This is a genomic window from Pseudomonas abyssi (genome assembly GCF_003444685.1).
Classification (GTDB): Bacteria; Pseudomonadota; Gammaproteobacteria; order Pseudomonadales; family Pseudomonadaceae; genus Halopseudomonas; species Halopseudomonas abyssi.
In genome coordinates, this window is sequence record NZ_LMAZ01000001.1 from 1,248,026 (window position 1) to 1,263,254 (window position 15,229).

Genomic DNA, 15,229 nt, shown 5'->3' on the forward strand with positions numbered 1-15,229 from the left:
ATGTAACAAAGAAACCGTCCTTGAGGCGGTTTTTTTGTGCCCGACATTCGGGCGCTAAAGGAATGGCTCCGTTGGTAGAGTGCGAGCTTGCCGAGGTCGGGCTGGGCGGGTAGCTGCTGGGCGGGGAGCCCCGCGAGCTTGAGTCGCGTGTTTCGCTTCAGACGCAATGAAAAAACCGCCCATAAGGCGGTTTTTGTTTCTGCGCAAGCGGCCCGTACTGACCGCAAGGACGCTTAGTCGGCTGTCCCGAGCCCTCTCAGCAGTGCCTGATGAAACTGGTCGGGCGCCTCCACCTGGGGTGAGCGACCCAGCTCGGGGAACTCGACTAACGTGGCGTTGGGGATGGCATCGGCGGTCTTTTGTCCCAGTTCCGGGTAGTTGCCCAGGCGCTGCGCGATTGCTTCGGGCGCGCGATTGGCGCCGGGTGCAGTGCGGTCCTTGCCGCCAATCAGCAGGAGCGTCGGCGCCTCGATATTGCCGAACTCGTGCACCACCGGTTGGGTGAACAGCATCTCGGCCGTTTGCGCCTGGTTCCAGGCGACGATCTCCTTGCCGGGGCCGGCGTACATGCCGTAGCTCATATCTACCCAGCGGTCGTACTCGGGCTTCCACTCACCGTTGTAATAGAACTTCAGCTGGTAGTTCTTGATACCTTCGCGGGTTGTTTTCAGCTGGCTCTGGTAGAGCTGATCAATGGTGGCATAGGGCACGCCTTCCGCCTGCCAATCTTCCAGGCCGATCGGGTTGACCAGCACCAGTTGCTCGACTCGGTCCGGGTGGTTCAGTGCATAGCGTGCGGCCAGCATGCCACCCATCGAGTGGCCAATCACGGTAGCCTTGTTGACGTCCAGCGAGGCGAGTAGCGCGTCGGTGTTGCTCGCCAGTTGGCCAAAGCTGAACTGATAGCCCCGTGGTTTACTGGAGCTGCAAAAGCCGATCTGGTCGGGAGCGATAACGCGATAGCCTGCGCTGCTGAGGACCTCAATAGTCGTCTCCCAGGTGGCACCACAGAAGTTCTTGCCGTGCATCAGGACGGCGGTCTTGCCGTTAGCCGAACCGCTGGGCGCGACATCCAGATAGCCCATTTCCAGTGGCTGCTGCTGCGAGCTGAAACTGAACGTCTGCAACGGGTAGGGGTAGTCAAAGCCTTCGAGTCGCGGGCCGTATTCGGCCTGGGCGGTGCAGGCGGCCAGCAGCGTGGCGGTGGCAAGGGTCTTTTTCACGGACGGCTCCTTTCTCTTGGGGATGTCCGACTATAGCAAGCAGGGTTTGGGTAGTTGACGGCAGTCCTTTGCCGGATGTGACGGAACGGTTTGCCCCGGTCAGTTGGCCTGCAGCAGCTGTCGGGCCTGAACCCAGTCGAATACGTCGCCGCGCGCTTCGGCTTCGGCACGATGTTCGTCCAGCAGCTGGAACTGGGCAATTTCCTCGTCCGGCATAAAGTGCAGGCAGTCGCCACCGAAGTACCACAGCAGGTCACGCGGAATCAGGTGGGCGATTTGCGGGTAGCGGGCGATGATCTGACAAAGGATGTCCTGGCCCTGGTAGAGGCTGTCGTGATCGCCTTGCTGCAGCTGGGTCAGCAGTTCGGAAAAGCGCTCCATAAAGAGCTCGTTACTTTCCTCGGGTACCTGATCGAGCAGGGCGGTTTGCGCCTTGATGGTGTCAAACAGGCTTTGCAGCAGGGCAAGGTGGTAATCGTGGTAGCTGGGCGGGGTAGACATGGAAACTCCTGATAGGCCGGGCGTGTAGCAAGTGCCGAAACCCGGCGAGTCTATCAGGTTGAGCGCGTCAGGCCAGCCATCCCTGGCTGGCCTGACGTGTGCTCAAGCGTCGTCGGCCTTGGTTTTGGCCTTGGTGCGACGGGGTTTGGCGGGTGTCATCTCCTCCTTGGAGAAGTCGTCTACCCTGATTACCGCGCTCCGGGCTTGGCGTGCATTGCGCACTTGCTCGGCCTCGGCGGTGGTAATCAGATTGCTCTCAACAGCCGCTGCAAGCGGGTCCGAGCCCTCTGGCTTGAGTTCGCCACTACGCAAGGCCTTGTGCAGACGCGCTTCAATCGGTGCACTTTGCAGCACGGCTTCCAGCGTCGTGTTGAGCAGGCCGGTGACATCCTGCGGGTCGTCGCTTTGGTAGCAACCGGCAATCAGGCGATCCCGAGCGGCGCCTGGGCGCATCAGGATGCGAGCGATCTCGGTTTCCAGTTCGTCACTCGGCGGCGTCAGACGGCGACCCAGCGGGAAAACCGCGACGCGCAGTAGGCAACCCATGCTCGGATTGGGGAAGTTGAGCAGGATTTCATGCAGGCTGTTTTCGATGCGGTACAGCAGATCTTCCAGCCCCCACTGAACAAAGGGCAGGTCCTCCTCCGGGCGGCCCTGATCATCGAAGTGCTTGAGCGTGGCACTGGCCAGGTATAGGTTGCTCATCACGTCGCCAAGCCGTGCCGACAGGCGCTCGCGACGCTTCAGCTCGCCGCCCAGCATCAGCATGGTGCAGTCGGTCAGGGTGGCAAAGGCGGCTGCCAGGCGCGACAGCTGCTGATAGTAGCGGCGTGTCTGCGGGTAGTCCGGCACGTTGGCCAGGCGGCCACCGGTCAGTCCCAGCAGCAGGCTGCCGGAAGCGTTGCTGAGCGAAAAGCCGACATGCTCGAACAGCAGGCGGTCAAATTGCTTGAGCGATTCGTTTTCGTCGTCCAGTGCCGCTGCCTGCATCTCGCGCAGGACATACGGATGGCAGCGGATGGCGCCCTGACCGAAGATCATCATATTGCGGGTCAGAATATTCGCGCCTTCCACGGTGATGGAAATCGGCACCGACTGGTAGGCTCGGCCCAGGTAGTTGCTGGGCCCCATGCAGATGCCCTTGCCGCCGTGCACGTCCATGGCGTCGTTAATGCACTGGCGCATGCGCTCGGTGAGGTGATACTTCACTACTGCAGACAGCACTGAAGGTTTTTCTCCCAGGTCTACCGCGCCAGCGGTCATGGTGCGCGCGGCGTCCATGACATAGGTATTGCCGCCGATGCGTGCCAGCGCTTCCTGAATGCCCTCAAACTCGCCAATCGGCACATTGAACTGCTCGCGGATGCGGGCGTAGGCGCCGGTGGTCATGCTGGCCATCTTGGCGGCACCGATGCTGCCAGCGGGCAGTGAGATGGAGCGACCGACCGAGAGGCAGTTCATCAGCATGATCCAGCCCTGACCGATGCGTTCCTGACCGCCGATCAGGTAGCTCATGGGAATGAACACATCCTTGCCGGAGTTGGGGCCATTCATGAAGGCCGCATTCAGCGGGAAGTGGCGGCGGCCGATCTCGACGCCTTCGGTGTCGGTCGGAATCAATGCCAGGGTAATGCCGAGCGACTCCTCATCGCCCAGCAGGTGGTCCGGGTCATAGGCCTTGAAGGCCAGGCCGAGCACGGTGGCAACCGGGCCCAGGGTGATGTAGCGCTTTTCCCAGGTGACGCGCAGGCCCAGCACCTCTTCGCCGTTGAACTGGCCCTTGCAGACGATACCCTTGTCGGGCATGGCGCCAGCGTCAGAGCCGGCATCAGGGGCGGTCAGGGCAAAGCAGGGAACGTCTTCGCCACGGGCCAGGCGCGGCAGATAGTGCTGCTTCTGCTCGTCGGTGCCGTAATGCATCAGCAGCTCGGCGGGCCCCAGGGAGTTGGGAACCATGACGGTGGTGCCCAGATCACCGCTGCGACTGGCCAGCTTCATTGCGACCTGGGAGTGGGCGTAGGCAGAAAAGCCCTTGCCGCCAAACTCCTTGGGAATGATCAGGCCAAAGAAGCCGTTGTCGCGGATAAACTGCCAGACGTTCGGCGGCAGATCCTGCAGGTGGGTGGTCAGCTCCCATTCGTTGGTCATGCGGCAGAGTTCTTCCACCGGACCGTCGAGGAAGGCTTGCTCTTCTTCGCTCAGGTGTGGCGTCGGGAAGCTGTGCAGCTTGCCCCAGTCCGGACGGCCGCTGAACAGTTCGCCGTCCCACCAGACGGTGCCGGCATCCAGCGCTTGCTGCTCGGTATCCGAGAGCGGAGGAAGCACCTTGCGGAACCAGCTCAGCAGGGGAGCGCTGATGCTGCGTTGGCGCCACTCGGGTAGGTTCAGAGGGATGGCAATGCCGAGAAACAGTGCCCAAAGCACCAGATCAATCAGCCAGTGAACTGGCCCCAGCAGGGTCATCACTGCGAGGTAGGCAGCCACACCCAGGGTGGCATTGAGTAAACTCGTTCGAATATAGGCCAGGCCGCAGATACAGAGCAGCAGGCCAACCAGCCATAGCAGGGTCATCATGTCGCGCACTCCTTGTTCGTCACAGTACTCCTGACCGCGCATGACGCCGAATAATTCCCCACTCTTGTCTGGTGGGTGCTGCCGCTTCGCCGATTCTGCTGACGAAATGGGGGCGTCTCAGTGATGTGAGCGGTCCGAAGGCCGATGAGCATCGGCATGCACGACTAAGCATAGTCGTTTGCGCCAGGAATGGAGAGGGGAGAGAGGCCCCGGGTGCGTCTGGGCACCCGGGGTAGAGCACTTAATGGTCGACGTTGTCGAGATCGTAACGCAGAGTGCGGCCTGCGAAGTAGTAATGCGCGCAGGCCCAGATGTTGAGGAAGGCTGCGCCGATCAGCGCATAGCGCAGGCTGTCGGTGCCAAAGCTGCCGCTGACCAGGTCACTGGCCATGCCAATCACCTGCGGGCCTAGTCCCAGGCCAACCAGGTTGAGCACCAGCAGCATGATGGCCGATGCCAGTGCGCGATTGCGCAGCGGCGTGAGGCTCTGGATCATGGCAAAGCTGGGGCCGAGGTAGAACGCGCCGAGGAAGACGGCGGGGCAGTAAACCACCAGCGCCCAGAATGTGCTGTCGATCATGTAGAAGGCGACAATAAAGGGAATCGCCAGGAACTTGGCCAGGCCAACGATCCAGGCGTTCCAGCTGGCGTCACGGGCGGCCAGCTTGTCCGCCAGCATGCCGCCGATCCAGGCGCCCAGGCCACCGACAACGCCCATCAGCGGGCCCAGGAACAGGCCGACCTGGCCGGGTGTCAGGCCGTGGCTGCGAATCAGGAAGGCCGGGTTCCAGACGATGGTGCCGTAACCTACCAGGGCGGTCAGACTGACACCCAGAACGACGTGGCGAGTGGTGCGCACGCGCCACAGCACGGCAAAGCCGGCTTTGATGTTGACCTTGCCCAGCGGCGGTGGCTTGACGCCGTCGGCGAAGCCGCGCGGCGGCTCCACCATGGTGAAGCGCACCAGCAGGGCGATCAGAATGCCCGGCAGCCCGACGACAAAGAAGGCCGCACGCCAGCCCCACCACTCGGCGACAAAGCCACCGACGATAAAGCCGATCATGATGCCAAGGTAGACGCCCAGGGCGTAGATGGACATGGCGCTGGAGCGCTTTTCCTTGGGGTAAAGGTCGGCGATCATCGAGTGCGACGGCGGGCTGGAGCCGGCCTCGCCGATGCCTACGCCTATACGCGCCAGTGCCAGCTGCCAGAAGTTGTTGGCCATGCCGCACAGCGCGGTCATGGCGCTCCAGATGGCGATGGACCAGGCGATGATGTTACGACGGTTGGAGCGGTCGGCGAAGATCGCGATCGGGATGCCGAGGGTGGCGTAGAACAGCGCGAAGGCAATACCGGAGAGGAAGCCCAGCTGGGTATCTGACAGCAGCAGATCGGCTTTTAGCGGCTCGATCAGGATGCCTACGATGTTGCGGTCAACGTGGCTGGACGTATAGGCCAGTACCAGGATGAACAGGGCATAGCGGCGGTAGGCAGGGGTTATGCGATGACTGACGTCATTCGGGTCCGTCGCGGTGTCAGGCGTTTGGGCCATTGGTGTCTCCGGTGTTTGTTGTTTTGTCCGGAGAATACGTTGTCCCGTTAATAGCCACAATCGACCGGCCGGTCGCAATTGTTGCAATTTTGTAAGCCCGTTATTCCGCTATGCGGTATTCGCATTCGCTATATTCATGCGCTTCCATTGATGTCTTATGCATGGGGGTTGATTCTCGCGGATTTGACCACATAGTTAGCGCTCAACTTTGCAAGGCGTGAGGCATCGCATGAGCGCAGCTATTCGTATTCGGGGCCTGGAGAAAACCTACGGCACTGGAATGCGCGCCCTCAAGGGCATTGATCTGGAGGTGCGCGAGGGCGATTTCTTCGCGCTGCTGGGGCCTAACGGGGCCGGCAAGTCCACCACCATCGGCATTCTCTCCTCACTGGTCAACAAATCGTCCGGTGAGGTCAGCATCTTTGGCCATGATATCGACCGGGAGCTGCTGGCTGCCAAGCGCTGTATCGGCGTGGTGCCCCAGGAGTTCAATTTCAGCCAGTTTGAAAAGGTCATGGATATTCTGGTCAGCCAGGCCGGCTATTACGGCATTCCGCTGGCCCGGGCGAAGGAACGTGCCGAACACTACCTCAAGCGACTTGGGCTATGGGACAAGCGCGATGTGCCCTCGCGGATGCTGTCCGGCGGCATGAAACGCCGCCTGATGATTGCCCGTGCACTGATCCATGAGCCCAGGCTTCTGATTCTGGATGAGCCTACCGCCGGTGTGGATATCGAGATTCGCCGCTCAATGTGGCAGTTCCTCCAGGAGATCAACGCCCAGGGCATTACCATCGTACTGACGACCCACTACCTGGAAGAGGCGGAGCAGCTGTGCAAGCACATCGCGATCATCGACCAGGGCCGCATCATTCATAACACCAGCATGCGCGAGCTGCTCAAGGAGCTGCATGTCGAAACCTTCCTGCTGGATGTGCGACAGAGCCTGAGTGCAGCGCCGGCGTTGGGCGAGTACCCCTGCAAGGTGGTCGATGAGCACACGCTGGAGGTCCAGGTGGACAAGTCCCAGAGCCTCAATGCGCTGTTTGCGGCACTGAGCGAGGCTGGGCTTGAGGTGGCTAGCCTGCGCAACAAGAGTAACCGGCTGGAGGAGCTATTCCTGGCGCTGGTCGATGAAAATGCCGAGAAACGGGGAGCCTGACATGCAGTATTGGCAACAGAGCTGGGTGGCGTTCAGTACCATCCTGACCAAGGAGATTCGCCGTTTTACCCGCATCTGGCCGCAGACGCTGCTGCCTCCGGCGATCACTATGGCGCTGTACTTCGTGATCTTCGGCAACCTGATCGGCAGCCGTATCGGTGAGATGGGTGGCTTTCGCTACATCGATTACATCGTGCCCGGTCTGATCATGATGTCGGTCATCACCAACAGCTACTCCAACGTGGTGTCGAGCTTCTTCAGTACCAAGTTTCAACGCTCGATCGAGGAGCTGATGGTGGCGCCCGTGTCGCCGCACGTGGTGTTGCTGGGCTATACCTTCGGTGGTGTGGCACGGGGCTTGATGGTCGGCTGTATCGTCACCCTGACGTCGCTGTTTTTTACCCGCCTGCAGGTGCAGCACATTGGGCTGACCATCGCCGTGGTGTTACTCACCTCGCTGGTGTTCTCGCTGGGTGGCTTTATCAACGCGGTTTTCGCCCGTACCTTCGATGACATCTCGATTGTGCCGACCTTTGTGCTGACGCCGCTGACCTACCTTGGCGGGGTGTTCTACTCGATCAGCCTGCTGCCGCCGTTCTGGCAGGCCGTTTCGCAGGTCAATCCGATCCTGCATATGGTCAACGCCTTCCGCTACGGCATTCTCGGTGTCTCGGATATTCCGATTGCCACGGCGTTGGTGATCATGGCGCTGTTTACCCTGATTCTGTACAGCCTCAGCTACTGGCTGCTGGTCAGAGGCACCGGTCTGCGGCAATAATGGCGCCGGGCCGCCACCCGGCGGCCTTAGCCATTGCAGGGGAACTCGCATGTCCGATCATCCAGCGACAGATTCGCCACTGGGCAAGTCCAGTGCCTATGTCAGCGTCTATACACCGTCGCTGTTGTATCCGATTGCCCGGCAAGCAAAATGGCAGGAGCTGGGGCTCGATCCGCAGAACCTGCCGTTTCACGGCGCAGATATCTGGAACTGCTTCGAGTTGTCCTGGTTGACGCCTTCGGGCAAGCCGGAGGTCGCCGCGGCGGAGTTTGTCTTCCCGATCAAGGCCGCGCGGATCGTTGAGTCCAAGTCCTTCAAGTTGTACCTCAATTCCCTCAATCAGACGGTTTTCCGTGATCGTCGAGAGCTGCTCGAGACGCTGGAGTCGGATCTGTCGGTGGCGGCACAAGGCCCCGTGGCCGTCCGCCTATTCAGCATGCAGCAACTGCATCAGCTGGGCATGTTTACCTTGCCGGGCCGCTGTATCGATGACGAAGAGGTAGCCGTCAGTCGTTACCACTACGACGCCTCGTTGCTGGCCCTCGACAGTGGCCGGGTGCAGGTCAGCGAGGTGCTGCACAGTCATCTGCTCAAGTCCAACTGCCCGGTCACCGGTCAGCCTGACTGGGGTTCTGTCCTGATCAGCTACAGCGGCCCGCGGCTCGACCCGGCGGCCTTGGTGCGGTACTTGGTGTCCTTCCGCGAGCACTCGGATTTTCACGAGCAATGCGTGGAGCGGATCTTTCTTGATCTGCTGGCGTTGCTGGGGGAGGGCGCTCAACTGACGGTCTACGCGCGCTATGTGCGCCGTGGCGGGCTGGACATCAACCCCTGGCGTTCTACCGAGGCAGGCATGCCTGAGAATCTGCGGCTGGCACGCCAGTAAGATGCTAAAACGCCCCGGCTGGCGGGGCGTTGCTGCTGGGCGGCGAGCGGCTCAGATGCCCATGTCGGCCAGGCTTTGCATCACGCTGCGCAGCGTGCCGGCGAGGGTGGGGTGGCGGGCTTCAAACTGCTCGGCCATCAGGTTTACGCCATCAACCAGGGTTGGATCTTCTTCGACGTCAGCGTCGCCGCGCTCTTTCAGCAGTCGGGCTTCCAAGCTGGTTGCCAGCGCCTGCAGGGCTTCTCGTTCTTCAACGGTCAGCTGTGAATCGCTTTCATTAAGGGTGGCCTGCAGCGACTCCAGCTGTGATTTCAGACGCTCTGTGGGCATGTAGTCTCTCCTGTCCTACGGGTTTGCTTCACTATACCCCTAGATAGACAACGCGTCCGCCGAATTTACGGCAACTCGGCTTTGCTCAGGCGTACTTCGATGTCGTCCAGGCAACTGCCCAGCTCGTTCACGCTGTCGATCACGTAATGGGCCCCCGCGTTCATCAGTGTCATGGTGGCCTGCAGTCGCAGGCGGTCGTGGGTGTCGCTGTCCTGCTCTTCCCACTGCTGCATTTGTTGCTCGGTCAGTGCGCCGCTCAGCGCCGTGCCAACGGTCCAAAGGCCTGCATTGAGGCCGGCGCGCACGGCATCGGCGCTGCCGCATACCAGTACGCAATGACGCAAGCAGTCAGCCTGCATCTGGACGGCCAGCGTGGCGACGCGATCAGGGGCCGGAAACGGACGCAATGAGGGGCTGTCGGTCAGCACACTCTTAAGCAGGGGGCGCAGCGGCTGGCTATCCCGTGTTTCCTGGTCTGGCAGCAGCCCGGCAGCCAATGGACGTTGTGCCAGCTGCTGCAGGCAAGGCAATGCCTGCGGCAGCAGTAGCAGTGCGTCGGGAGTCGGGTCGGCGGCAGTCAGGGTGCCGGCGAGATCGAAGAGTACGGCCTCGATCCGGGGTGCGGTCATGGTCCGGGGTCCTTGTCGGAAACGGTGATGACCGCACATCATCTTGCAATTGTTTTGCAGTTTTATGACTTCGGGATGTTGCCGGGTACCCTTTGCCGCTATTGCATCTCAGTGGGCAGCCAGTGGTTCGGCACCCATGGCGAGACGTACGCTGTCCGGCACCGGAATCGGCCGCTGGCTAGCGACATCGATCCAGACCATCTTCACATCGCCATAGCCGACCAGGTCCGGTGAGCCGTTGCCGTACATCTTGTGTTCCAGCGTCAGGCTGGTGCGGCCAACCACGCCGGCATAGAGCTCCACAACGACCTTGCCCGGGTGGAATAACGGCTTGAGAAAATGGTGGGTACAGGTGAGCAGAACCAGGCCCTGGCCAACCTGACGGCGGTGCGCCCCCAGGCCGTCCAGCCATTCGATACGCGCCTCTTCGAGGTACTGGTAGTAGCGGGTATTGTTGACGTGCTGATTGCTGTCCATGTCGCCATAGCGAATGGGCAGTTCGGTGGTGTAGATCAAGGGGCCTTTGGTATCGGTCATGGGCAATTTTTCACTGAAATCAAATCGGGGTTTGCATTACACTGCGGGCCTGCGTCGGTATTGCCTGACTGACGAAACCAAGCCAGAACTGGAGAGGCCGCTGATGAACTCGCTGAAGACAGGAGCCGTGGTTGCACTGCTATCGGCACTGTCGTTGACCTGCATTACACCTGTTTTTGCCGCAGATGACTACGATGATTACCAGTCCGACTACGTTAATCCTGATCCGTGGGAGCGCTTTAACCGCGTGACCTTTCGCTTCAACGACACCCTTGATCGTTATGCGGTGAAGCCGGTTGCCAAGGGATACAAGGCGGTGACGCCCGAGTTCATGCGTGACGGTATCGGTAACGTTTTCCACAACCTGCAAGAGCCGATGAACTTCGTCAACAATACCCTGCAGGGCAAGTTCAATGAGGCGGGTGTGGACATGTCGCGCTTTCTGTTCAACACCTTGCTGGGCGGACTGGGTGCAGTAGATGTCGCCACGCGTATGGGGCTGGAGCGCAACGACGAAGATCTGGGCCAAACGCTGGGTTATTGGGGGGTTGAAAGCGGCCCGTACCTGATGTTGCCCTTTATCGGTCCCAACACCCTGCGCGATACGGCATCCAAGCTGCCGGAGAACTTCTTCAATTACACCTACACCGGTTACATGAACGACATTCGCGTGCGTAACCAGATGTTTGCCACTGAGATGATTGATGCGCGTGCCGGGCTGCTGGATCGGGAGCGTCTGATTACCGGTGATCGTTATACCTTTGTTCGCAACGCCTACCTGCAGAATCGCGAGTACAAGGTGCGCGACGGCAACGTCCCTGACGAGTTCTAGGTTCGCCTTGTGCGGTGCCTGCGCCCGACCCGTTTGAGGTCGGGCGTTTTGCTATCTGGGCGCTGAATCAGTTCAGGCTGTCGAACTTCAGCCCGATGCTGAATTGTCCATCGCCCTCAGGCTCACAGCGGACCACCTCACCCGTTGCCTGCAATCCCTGCAGCCCGGGTGTGGGGGAAGAAATGGACAGGGTGACGGTCTTGCCTTCCCCCACCGCCTGTTGGCTGAGGACCAGAGCGCCCTGATTGGACAGGTCTCGGCAGATAACATCCAGTTCCAGGTCGCCGGTGCTCAGGCGGGCGCTGGTGTCCATGGTCATGCGCATGAAATCGCGTTTTTCACTGTACTGCTGGTCATGAAATGACATCGGCGGCTCCCGCTGCAAACAGGTACATTTTGTTGTTGCATTTCGCTGTTCATCCTAGTGCCGCCGGGGCGTGCAGACAAGCACCTGAATGCGGCCGGGCAACGGTTGCTAGATAGAACGGATGGGAGTAGTGTTTCCCCCTTGAAAACGCCGGGGTACTGCCGGCCCGATTCAGCCACCCTGTGGTCTCCGTGGAAACGCGCACCGAGACGTTGACGTAGGGACTCTATGCAGCCTTCAGGCACAACATTGCTGGTGATTGACGATGACGATCAGGTTCGCCAGCGTCTGACCGCCTACTTGGAAGAGCTTGGTTGCGACGTGTTGCAAGCCGCAACCGCCGGGGACGGCGTTGCGCTGTTTCATGATGCACGCCCGGAGCTGGTGCTCTGCGACTTGCACCTTGGCAATGGTCAGGGCTTCGAGGTGGTCCGTCAGATCACCGAGACCGGGCTGGAAGTGCCGGTTATCGTCATGTGCGCCGATGGCGCCATGGCTGACGCGGTGGAAGCCCTGCGCCTGGGCGCCAGTGATTTCCTGCTCAACCCCATGCACGACCCGGAAGTGTTGTCGCACGCCGTGCGTCGAGCGCTGGATCGCGCACGGCTGCGGTTGGAAAACCAGCGAATCCGGGAGCGCCTGGAGCGTGCCAATCGTGAGCTTGAGGTGCATCTTAAAGAGCTGCGCGATGATCAGGCCGCAGGTCACCAGGTGCAGCTCAACATGCTGCCGCAGACGCCTTGGGTCAGTGGCGAATACAAGCTGGAGCATCGACTGATTCCGTCGCTGTATCTGTCCGGCGACTTTGTCGATTATTTCCGTATTTCGGATTCTCAGCTGGGGTTCTACCTTGCCGATGTCTCCGGACACGGTTCGTCGTCGGCCTTCGTTACCGTGCTGCTCAAGTTCATGACCACGCGGTTGATGTACGAACAGCGCAAAACCGAAGGGCGAGCGAGCGGCCGAATCGAGTTCAAGCCCTCGGATGTGCTTGGTCACATCAATCGCAGCCTGATCAGCTGCAAGCTTGGCAAGCACGTCACCATGCTCGGTGGCGTGATTGATGAGCAGGCGCGTACGCTTACTTACAGTATTGGCGGGCATTTACCCCTGCCGGTTATCTATACTGAAGGTCAGGCGCGTTATCTCACCGGCAAGGGGCGCCCGGTTGGCCTGTTTGAAGATGCCGAGTATCAGAATGAAACCATCGAGCTCCCGGAGCGTTTTAGCCTGACGCTGTGTTCCGATGGTGTGCTGGATTGCCTGGAAGGCTCTACGCTGAAGGATAAGGAAGCCCGTTTGCCGGCATTAATTGCCGAGCATGGCGGGACGATGCAGGGTATTATGGCGGCCCTGGGGCTGGATCCCAATAAAACCATGCCTGATGACATTTCCGTGTTGGTGTTGAGCAGGAACGCAGAATGATGACCACTGGCAAGATCCAGTTTGCCGAAGAGCAGGGCACCTTCGTGCTCAAGTTCATTGGTGACGTACGCCTCACGCTCTGTGCGGCGCTGGATTCTTATATCGAAAAAATCTTCAGCGTGCTCAGCTTCGAGTCGATCGTCATTGATCTGACTGAAACCGAGTGCATTGACAGTACGTCCCTTGGCCTGTTGGCCAAGCTGTCCATCCTGTCGCGGCAAAAAGTCGGCTTTCTGCCGACGCTGGTGTCCAACCACGATGATATGAACCGTCTGCTGCAAAGCATGGGCTTTGATCAGGTATTCAATATCGTGCCGGAAAGCACGCCCAGCTGCGAAGAGTTGCAGGATCTGCCCGCGCAGATGCTGTCCGAAGAGAAGGTCAAGCGTAAGGTGCTCGAAGCACACCGTATCCTGATGAATCTCAACGACAGCAACCGTGAAGCCTTTCGCGATCTGGTCAGCGCGCTGGAATCAGACGCCTGACGCCATTATCAGGCGCTCCAGCTTGAGTTGATCTGCTGCAAAGGCCCGAATCCCCTCCGCCAGTTTTTCCGTTGCCATGGCATCTTCATTATGTGCCCAGCGGAACGCCTTCTCGTCCAGCAATTGACGTTCGTCGACCTCACCCTGAGTCAGGGCGGGCGATAGCTGCAGGGTGCCCTGTTGCTCGCGCAGGCTTTCCAGCAGTTGCGGACTGATGGTCAGACGATCACAGCCGGTCAGAGCCTCGATTTGTCCGGTATTGCGGAAGCTGGCCCCCATGACGACGGTGCTGTACAGGTGCTGCTTGTAGTAGCGGAAGATGCGCGCCACCGACTGCACGCCCGGGTCGTCCAGGCCTGCGTAGTCGCGTCCTTCGTGATGCTTGTACCAATCATAGATGCGGCCGACAAACGGCGAGATCAGATAGACTCCGGCGTCGGCACAGGCTTGGGCCTGGGCGAAGGAGAACAGCAGCGTCAGGTTGCACTGAATGCCTTCACGTTCCAGCGCCGCAGCGGCCTGTATGCCCTCCCAGGTGGCAGCGATCTTGATCAGTACGCGGTCACGGGTAACGCCTGCACGCTCATATAGCTCGATCAACTCGACGGCCTTGCGCAGCGTGGCAGCGGTATCAAAGGAGAGGCGGGCATCTACCTCGGTGGAAATTCGGCCCGGAATCAGTTGCAGAATCTCCCGTCCGATGGCCACCGCAAAACGGTCGCAGGCGTTGGCGACCGGATCGCTGCTGTCCTTGGCGTCGGCGATGGCCTGTTGCAGCAGCGGTTCGCAGCGGGGCAGCGAGGCTGCCTTGAGCAGCAGGGAGGGGTTGGTGGTGGCGTCGGTCGGTTGCAGTTGGGCGATAGCGTCGATGTCGCCGGTGTCGGCGACGATCTGGGTGTGCTGTTTCAGGCTGTCGAGTTTCGAGGTCATGATGCTAGGCAGGTTCCATAGGGCTTTGCCTGACCTTACCCTATGCGCTCTGACAGTCGCAATCGCCAACAGGTCTTATGCTCTTTCTAGCCTGGCCTGCATCTGCTCAAACAACTGATCGAACAGCGCCAACGGCTGCTCGGTGCGATGAATGGTGGTACTCAGTTCCCGTCGGAAGTGCCGAGCGCCCGGCAAGCCCTGGAACAGCCCCAGCATGTGCCGGGTGATGTGGTGCATCTGTCCGCCGGCGGCCAGATGCTGCTCAATGTAGGGCCGCATCTGCGCCAGTACCTCCAGCCGTGTTGGCTGTGGGTGGTCGTCGTTGAAGAACGCCTGATCCACCGCAGCGAGCAGCCAGGGGTTGTGATACGCCTCGCGCCCCACCATCACGCCATCCACGTGGTCCAGTTGAGCCTGCATGACGTCCAGGCTGGTGAGGCCACCGTTGAGGATGATTTCCAACTGCGGGAAGTCGCGCTTGAGTTGCTGCACTGCCTCGTACTTGAGCGGCGGTATCTCCCGGTTTTCCTTCGGAGATAAGCCCTCAAGGATGGCGATGCGCGCATGCACCGTAAAACTGGTGCAACCGGCGGCGTGCACGGTGCCGACAAAGTCGCATAGCTGCTGGTAGCTGTCGCGGCCATTGATGCCAATGCGGTGCTTGACGGTGATCGGCGTGCTGCAGGCATCCTGCATAGCCTTCACGCAGTCGCCCACCAGTTCGGGGTGGGCCATCAGGCAGGCGCCAATCATATTGTTCTGCACTCGATCGCTCGGACAGCCGACATTCAGGTTCACCTCCGCATACCCGGCCGCCTCGGCCAGCGCCGCGCACTGCGCCAGCTCCTGCGGGCTGCTGCCGCCCAGCTGCAGCGCCACCGGTTGCTCTGCGCTGTGGTAACCGAGGAACCGTTCACGGTCGCCATGCAGCACAGCACCGGTGGTCACCATCTCTGTGTACAGCAACGCATGACGGCTGATCAGTCGCGCAAAGTAGCGGTAGTGGCGATCAGTCCAA

Annotated in this window: 16 protein-coding genes; 6 read left to right on the plus strand and 10 right to left on the minus strand. The window is 60.4% G+C overall.

The window, feature by feature from the left end; translation table 11 throughout:
• Positions 1-233: 233 nt before the first annotated feature.
• The 4 genes from ASB58_RS05765 to ASB58_RS05780 all read right to left on the minus strand — a co-directional run bounded on the left by ASB58_RS05765 (position 234) and on the right by ASB58_RS05780 (position 5,850).
• A complete protein-coding gene (locus tag ASB58_RS05765) occupies positions 234-1,223 on the minus strand; it encodes an alpha/beta fold hydrolase (RefSeq protein ID WP_235827225.1) in 990 nt (329 codons plus the stop codon).
• Between the two features lie 99 nt (positions 1,224-1,322).
• On the minus strand, positions 1,323-1,724 hold the full coding sequence (locus tag ASB58_RS05770; RefSeq protein WP_096006468.1) for a PA2817 family protein: 402 nt from the start codon (positions 1,722-1,724) through the stop codon (positions 1,323-1,325).
• 102 nt (positions 1,725-1,826) lie between these two features.
• A complete protein-coding gene (locus ASB58_RS05775) occupies positions 1,827-4,295 on the minus strand; it encodes an acyl-CoA dehydrogenase (protein WP_118130007.1) in 2,469 nt (822 codons plus the stop codon).
• Between the two features lie 244 nt (positions 4,296-4,539).
• Positions 4,540-5,850, minus strand: coding sequence for a spinster family MFS transporter (locus tag ASB58_RS05780; RefSeq protein ID WP_096006467.1), 1,311 nt, complete (start codon positions 5,848-5,850; stop codon positions 4,540-4,542).
• A 229-nt stretch (positions 5,851-6,079) separates the two neighbouring features.
• Here ASB58_RS05780 and ASB58_RS05785 point away from each other — a divergent pair, with 229 nt between their 5' ends.
• The 3 genes from ASB58_RS05785 to queF are packed head-to-tail and all read left to right on the plus strand — an operon-like array spanning position 6,080 to position 8,676.
• Positions 6,080-7,012, plus strand: a complete 933-nt coding sequence (locus ASB58_RS05785; protein ID WP_118129640.1) for an ABC transporter ATP-binding protein — start codon at positions 6,080-6,082, stop codon at positions 7,010-7,012.
• Between the two features lies 1 nt (position 7,013).
• Positions 7,014-7,790: an ABC transporter permease gene (locus tag ASB58_RS05790; protein ID WP_118129641.1), complete on the plus strand. Its 777-nt coding sequence runs from the start codon at positions 7,014-7,016 to the stop codon at positions 7,788-7,790.
• Positions 7,791-7,839: 49 nt separating this feature from the next.
• Positions 7,840-8,676, plus strand: a complete 837-nt coding sequence (gene queF, locus ASB58_RS05795) for an NADPH-dependent 7-cyano-7-deazaguanine reductase QueF (RefSeq protein WP_118129642.1) — start codon at positions 7,840-7,842, stop codon at positions 8,674-8,676.
• A 51-nt stretch (positions 8,677-8,727) separates the two neighbouring features.
• Here the strand turns inward: queF and ASB58_RS05800 are convergent, their stop codons facing one another.
• The 3 genes from ASB58_RS05800 to ASB58_RS05810 form a co-directional block, all read right to left on the minus strand.
• Complete coding sequence (locus ASB58_RS05800; protein ID WP_083724115.1) at positions 8,728-9,006, minus strand: DUF4404 family protein; 279 nt, start codon at positions 9,004-9,006, stop codon at positions 8,728-8,730.
• Between the two features lie 65 nt (positions 9,007-9,071).
• Complete coding sequence (locus ASB58_RS05805) at positions 9,072-9,635, minus strand: hypothetical protein (protein ID WP_118129643.1); 564 nt, start codon at positions 9,633-9,635, stop codon at positions 9,072-9,074.
• Between the two features lie 108 nt (positions 9,636-9,743).
• Positions 9,744-10,172, minus strand: coding sequence for an acyl-CoA thioesterase (locus tag ASB58_RS05810; RefSeq protein WP_235827226.1), 429 nt, complete (start codon positions 10,170-10,172; stop codon positions 9,744-9,746).
• Positions 10,173-10,275: 103 nt separating this feature from the next.
• On the opposite strand from ASB58_RS05810, the gene ASB58_RS05815 reads away from it, so the two are divergent.
• Positions 10,276-11,004: an MlaA family lipoprotein gene (locus ASB58_RS05815; RefSeq protein WP_118129644.1), complete on the plus strand. Its 729-nt coding sequence runs from the start codon at positions 10,276-10,278 to the stop codon at positions 11,002-11,004.
• Positions 11,005-11,071: 67 nt separating this feature from the next.
• Here ASB58_RS05815 and ASB58_RS05820 read toward each other — a convergent pair whose 3' ends face one another.
• Positions 11,072-11,371 (minus strand): PilZ domain-containing protein, encoded by a 300-nt coding sequence (locus tag ASB58_RS05820; RefSeq protein WP_118129645.1) that lies wholly within the window; start codon positions 11,369-11,371, stop codon positions 11,072-11,074.
• A 228-nt stretch (positions 11,372-11,599) separates the two neighbouring features.
• Here ASB58_RS05820 and ASB58_RS05825 point away from each other — a divergent pair, with 228 nt between their 5' ends.
• Entirely contained in the window at positions 11,600-12,796 is a 1,197-nt protein-coding gene (locus tag ASB58_RS05825; protein ID WP_118129646.1) for a PP2C family protein-serine/threonine phosphatase, read from the plus strand.
• Positions 12,796-13,281, plus strand: coding sequence for an anti-sigma factor antagonist RssC (rssC, locus tag ASB58_RS05830; RefSeq protein WP_096006462.1), 486 nt, complete (start codon positions 12,796-12,798; stop codon positions 13,279-13,281). The genes ASB58_RS05825 and rssC overlap by 1 nt, the downstream gene beginning before the upstream one ends.
• On the opposite strand, the gene tal is transcribed toward rssC, so the two are convergent.
• Positions 13,270-14,211: a transaldolase gene (gene tal / locus ASB58_RS05835; protein ID WP_096006457.1), complete on the minus strand. Its 942-nt coding sequence runs from the start codon at positions 14,209-14,211 to the stop codon at positions 13,270-13,272. The two genes, rssC and tal, sit on opposite strands and share 12 nt — an antisense overlap.
• A gap of 75 nt (positions 14,212-14,286) precedes the next feature.
• A partial coding sequence (gene dusA, locus ASB58_RS05840; RefSeq protein ID WP_118129647.1) for a tRNA dihydrouridine(20/20a) synthase DusA occupies positions 14,287-15,229 on the minus strand: 943 nt, incomplete at its 5' end.

Coding starts and splice junctions, on each gene's coding strand:
- ASB58_RS05770 (WP_096006468.1), bottom strand. CDS start 1,724: ATGTCTACCCCGCCCAGCTACCACGATTACCACCTTGCCCTGCTGCAA.
- ASB58_RS05775 (WP_118130007.1), bottom strand. CDS start 4,295: ATGACCCTGCTATGGCTGGTTGGCCTGCTGCTCTGTATCTGCGGCCTG.
- ASB58_RS05780 (WP_096006467.1), bottom strand. CDS start 5,850: ATGGCCCAAACGCCTGACACCGCGACGGACCCGAATGACGTCAGTCAT.
- ASB58_RS05785 (WP_118129640.1), top strand. CDS start 6,080: ATGAGCGCAGCTATTCGTATTCGGGGCCTGGAGAAAACCTACGGCACT.
- ASB58_RS05790 (WP_118129641.1), top strand. CDS start 7,014: ATGCAGTATTGGCAACAGAGCTGGGTGGCGTTCAGTACCATCCTGACC.
- queF (WP_118129642.1), top strand. CDS start 7,840: ATGTCCGATCATCCAGCGACAGATTCGCCACTGGGCAAGTCCAGTGCC.
- ASB58_RS05800 (WP_083724115.1), bottom strand. CDS start 9,006: ATGCCCACAGAGCGTCTGAAATCACAGCTGGAGTCGCTGCAGGCCACC.
- ASB58_RS05805 (WP_118129643.1), bottom strand. CDS start 9,635: ATGACCGCACCCCGGATCGAGGCCGTACTCTTCGATCTCGCCGGCACC.
- ASB58_RS05810 (WP_235827226.1), bottom strand. CDS start 10,172: ATGACCGATACCAAAGGCCCCTTGATCTACACCACCGAACTGCCCATT.
- ASB58_RS05815 (WP_118129644.1), top strand. CDS start 10,276: ATGAACTCGCTGAAGACAGGAGCCGTGGTTGCACTGCTATCGGCACTG.
- ASB58_RS05820 (WP_118129645.1), bottom strand. CDS start 11,371: ATGTCATTTCATGACCAGCAGTACAGTGAAAAACGCGATTTCATGCGC.
- ASB58_RS05825 (WP_118129646.1), top strand. CDS start 11,600: ATGCAGCCTTCAGGCACAACATTGCTGGTGATTGACGATGACGATCAG.
- rssC (WP_096006462.1), top strand. CDS start 12,796: ATGACCACTGGCAAGATCCAGTTTGCCGAAGAGCAGGGCACCTTCGTG.
- tal (WP_096006457.1), bottom strand. CDS start 14,211: ATGACCTCGAAACTCGACAGCCTGAAACAGCACACCCAGATCGTCGCC.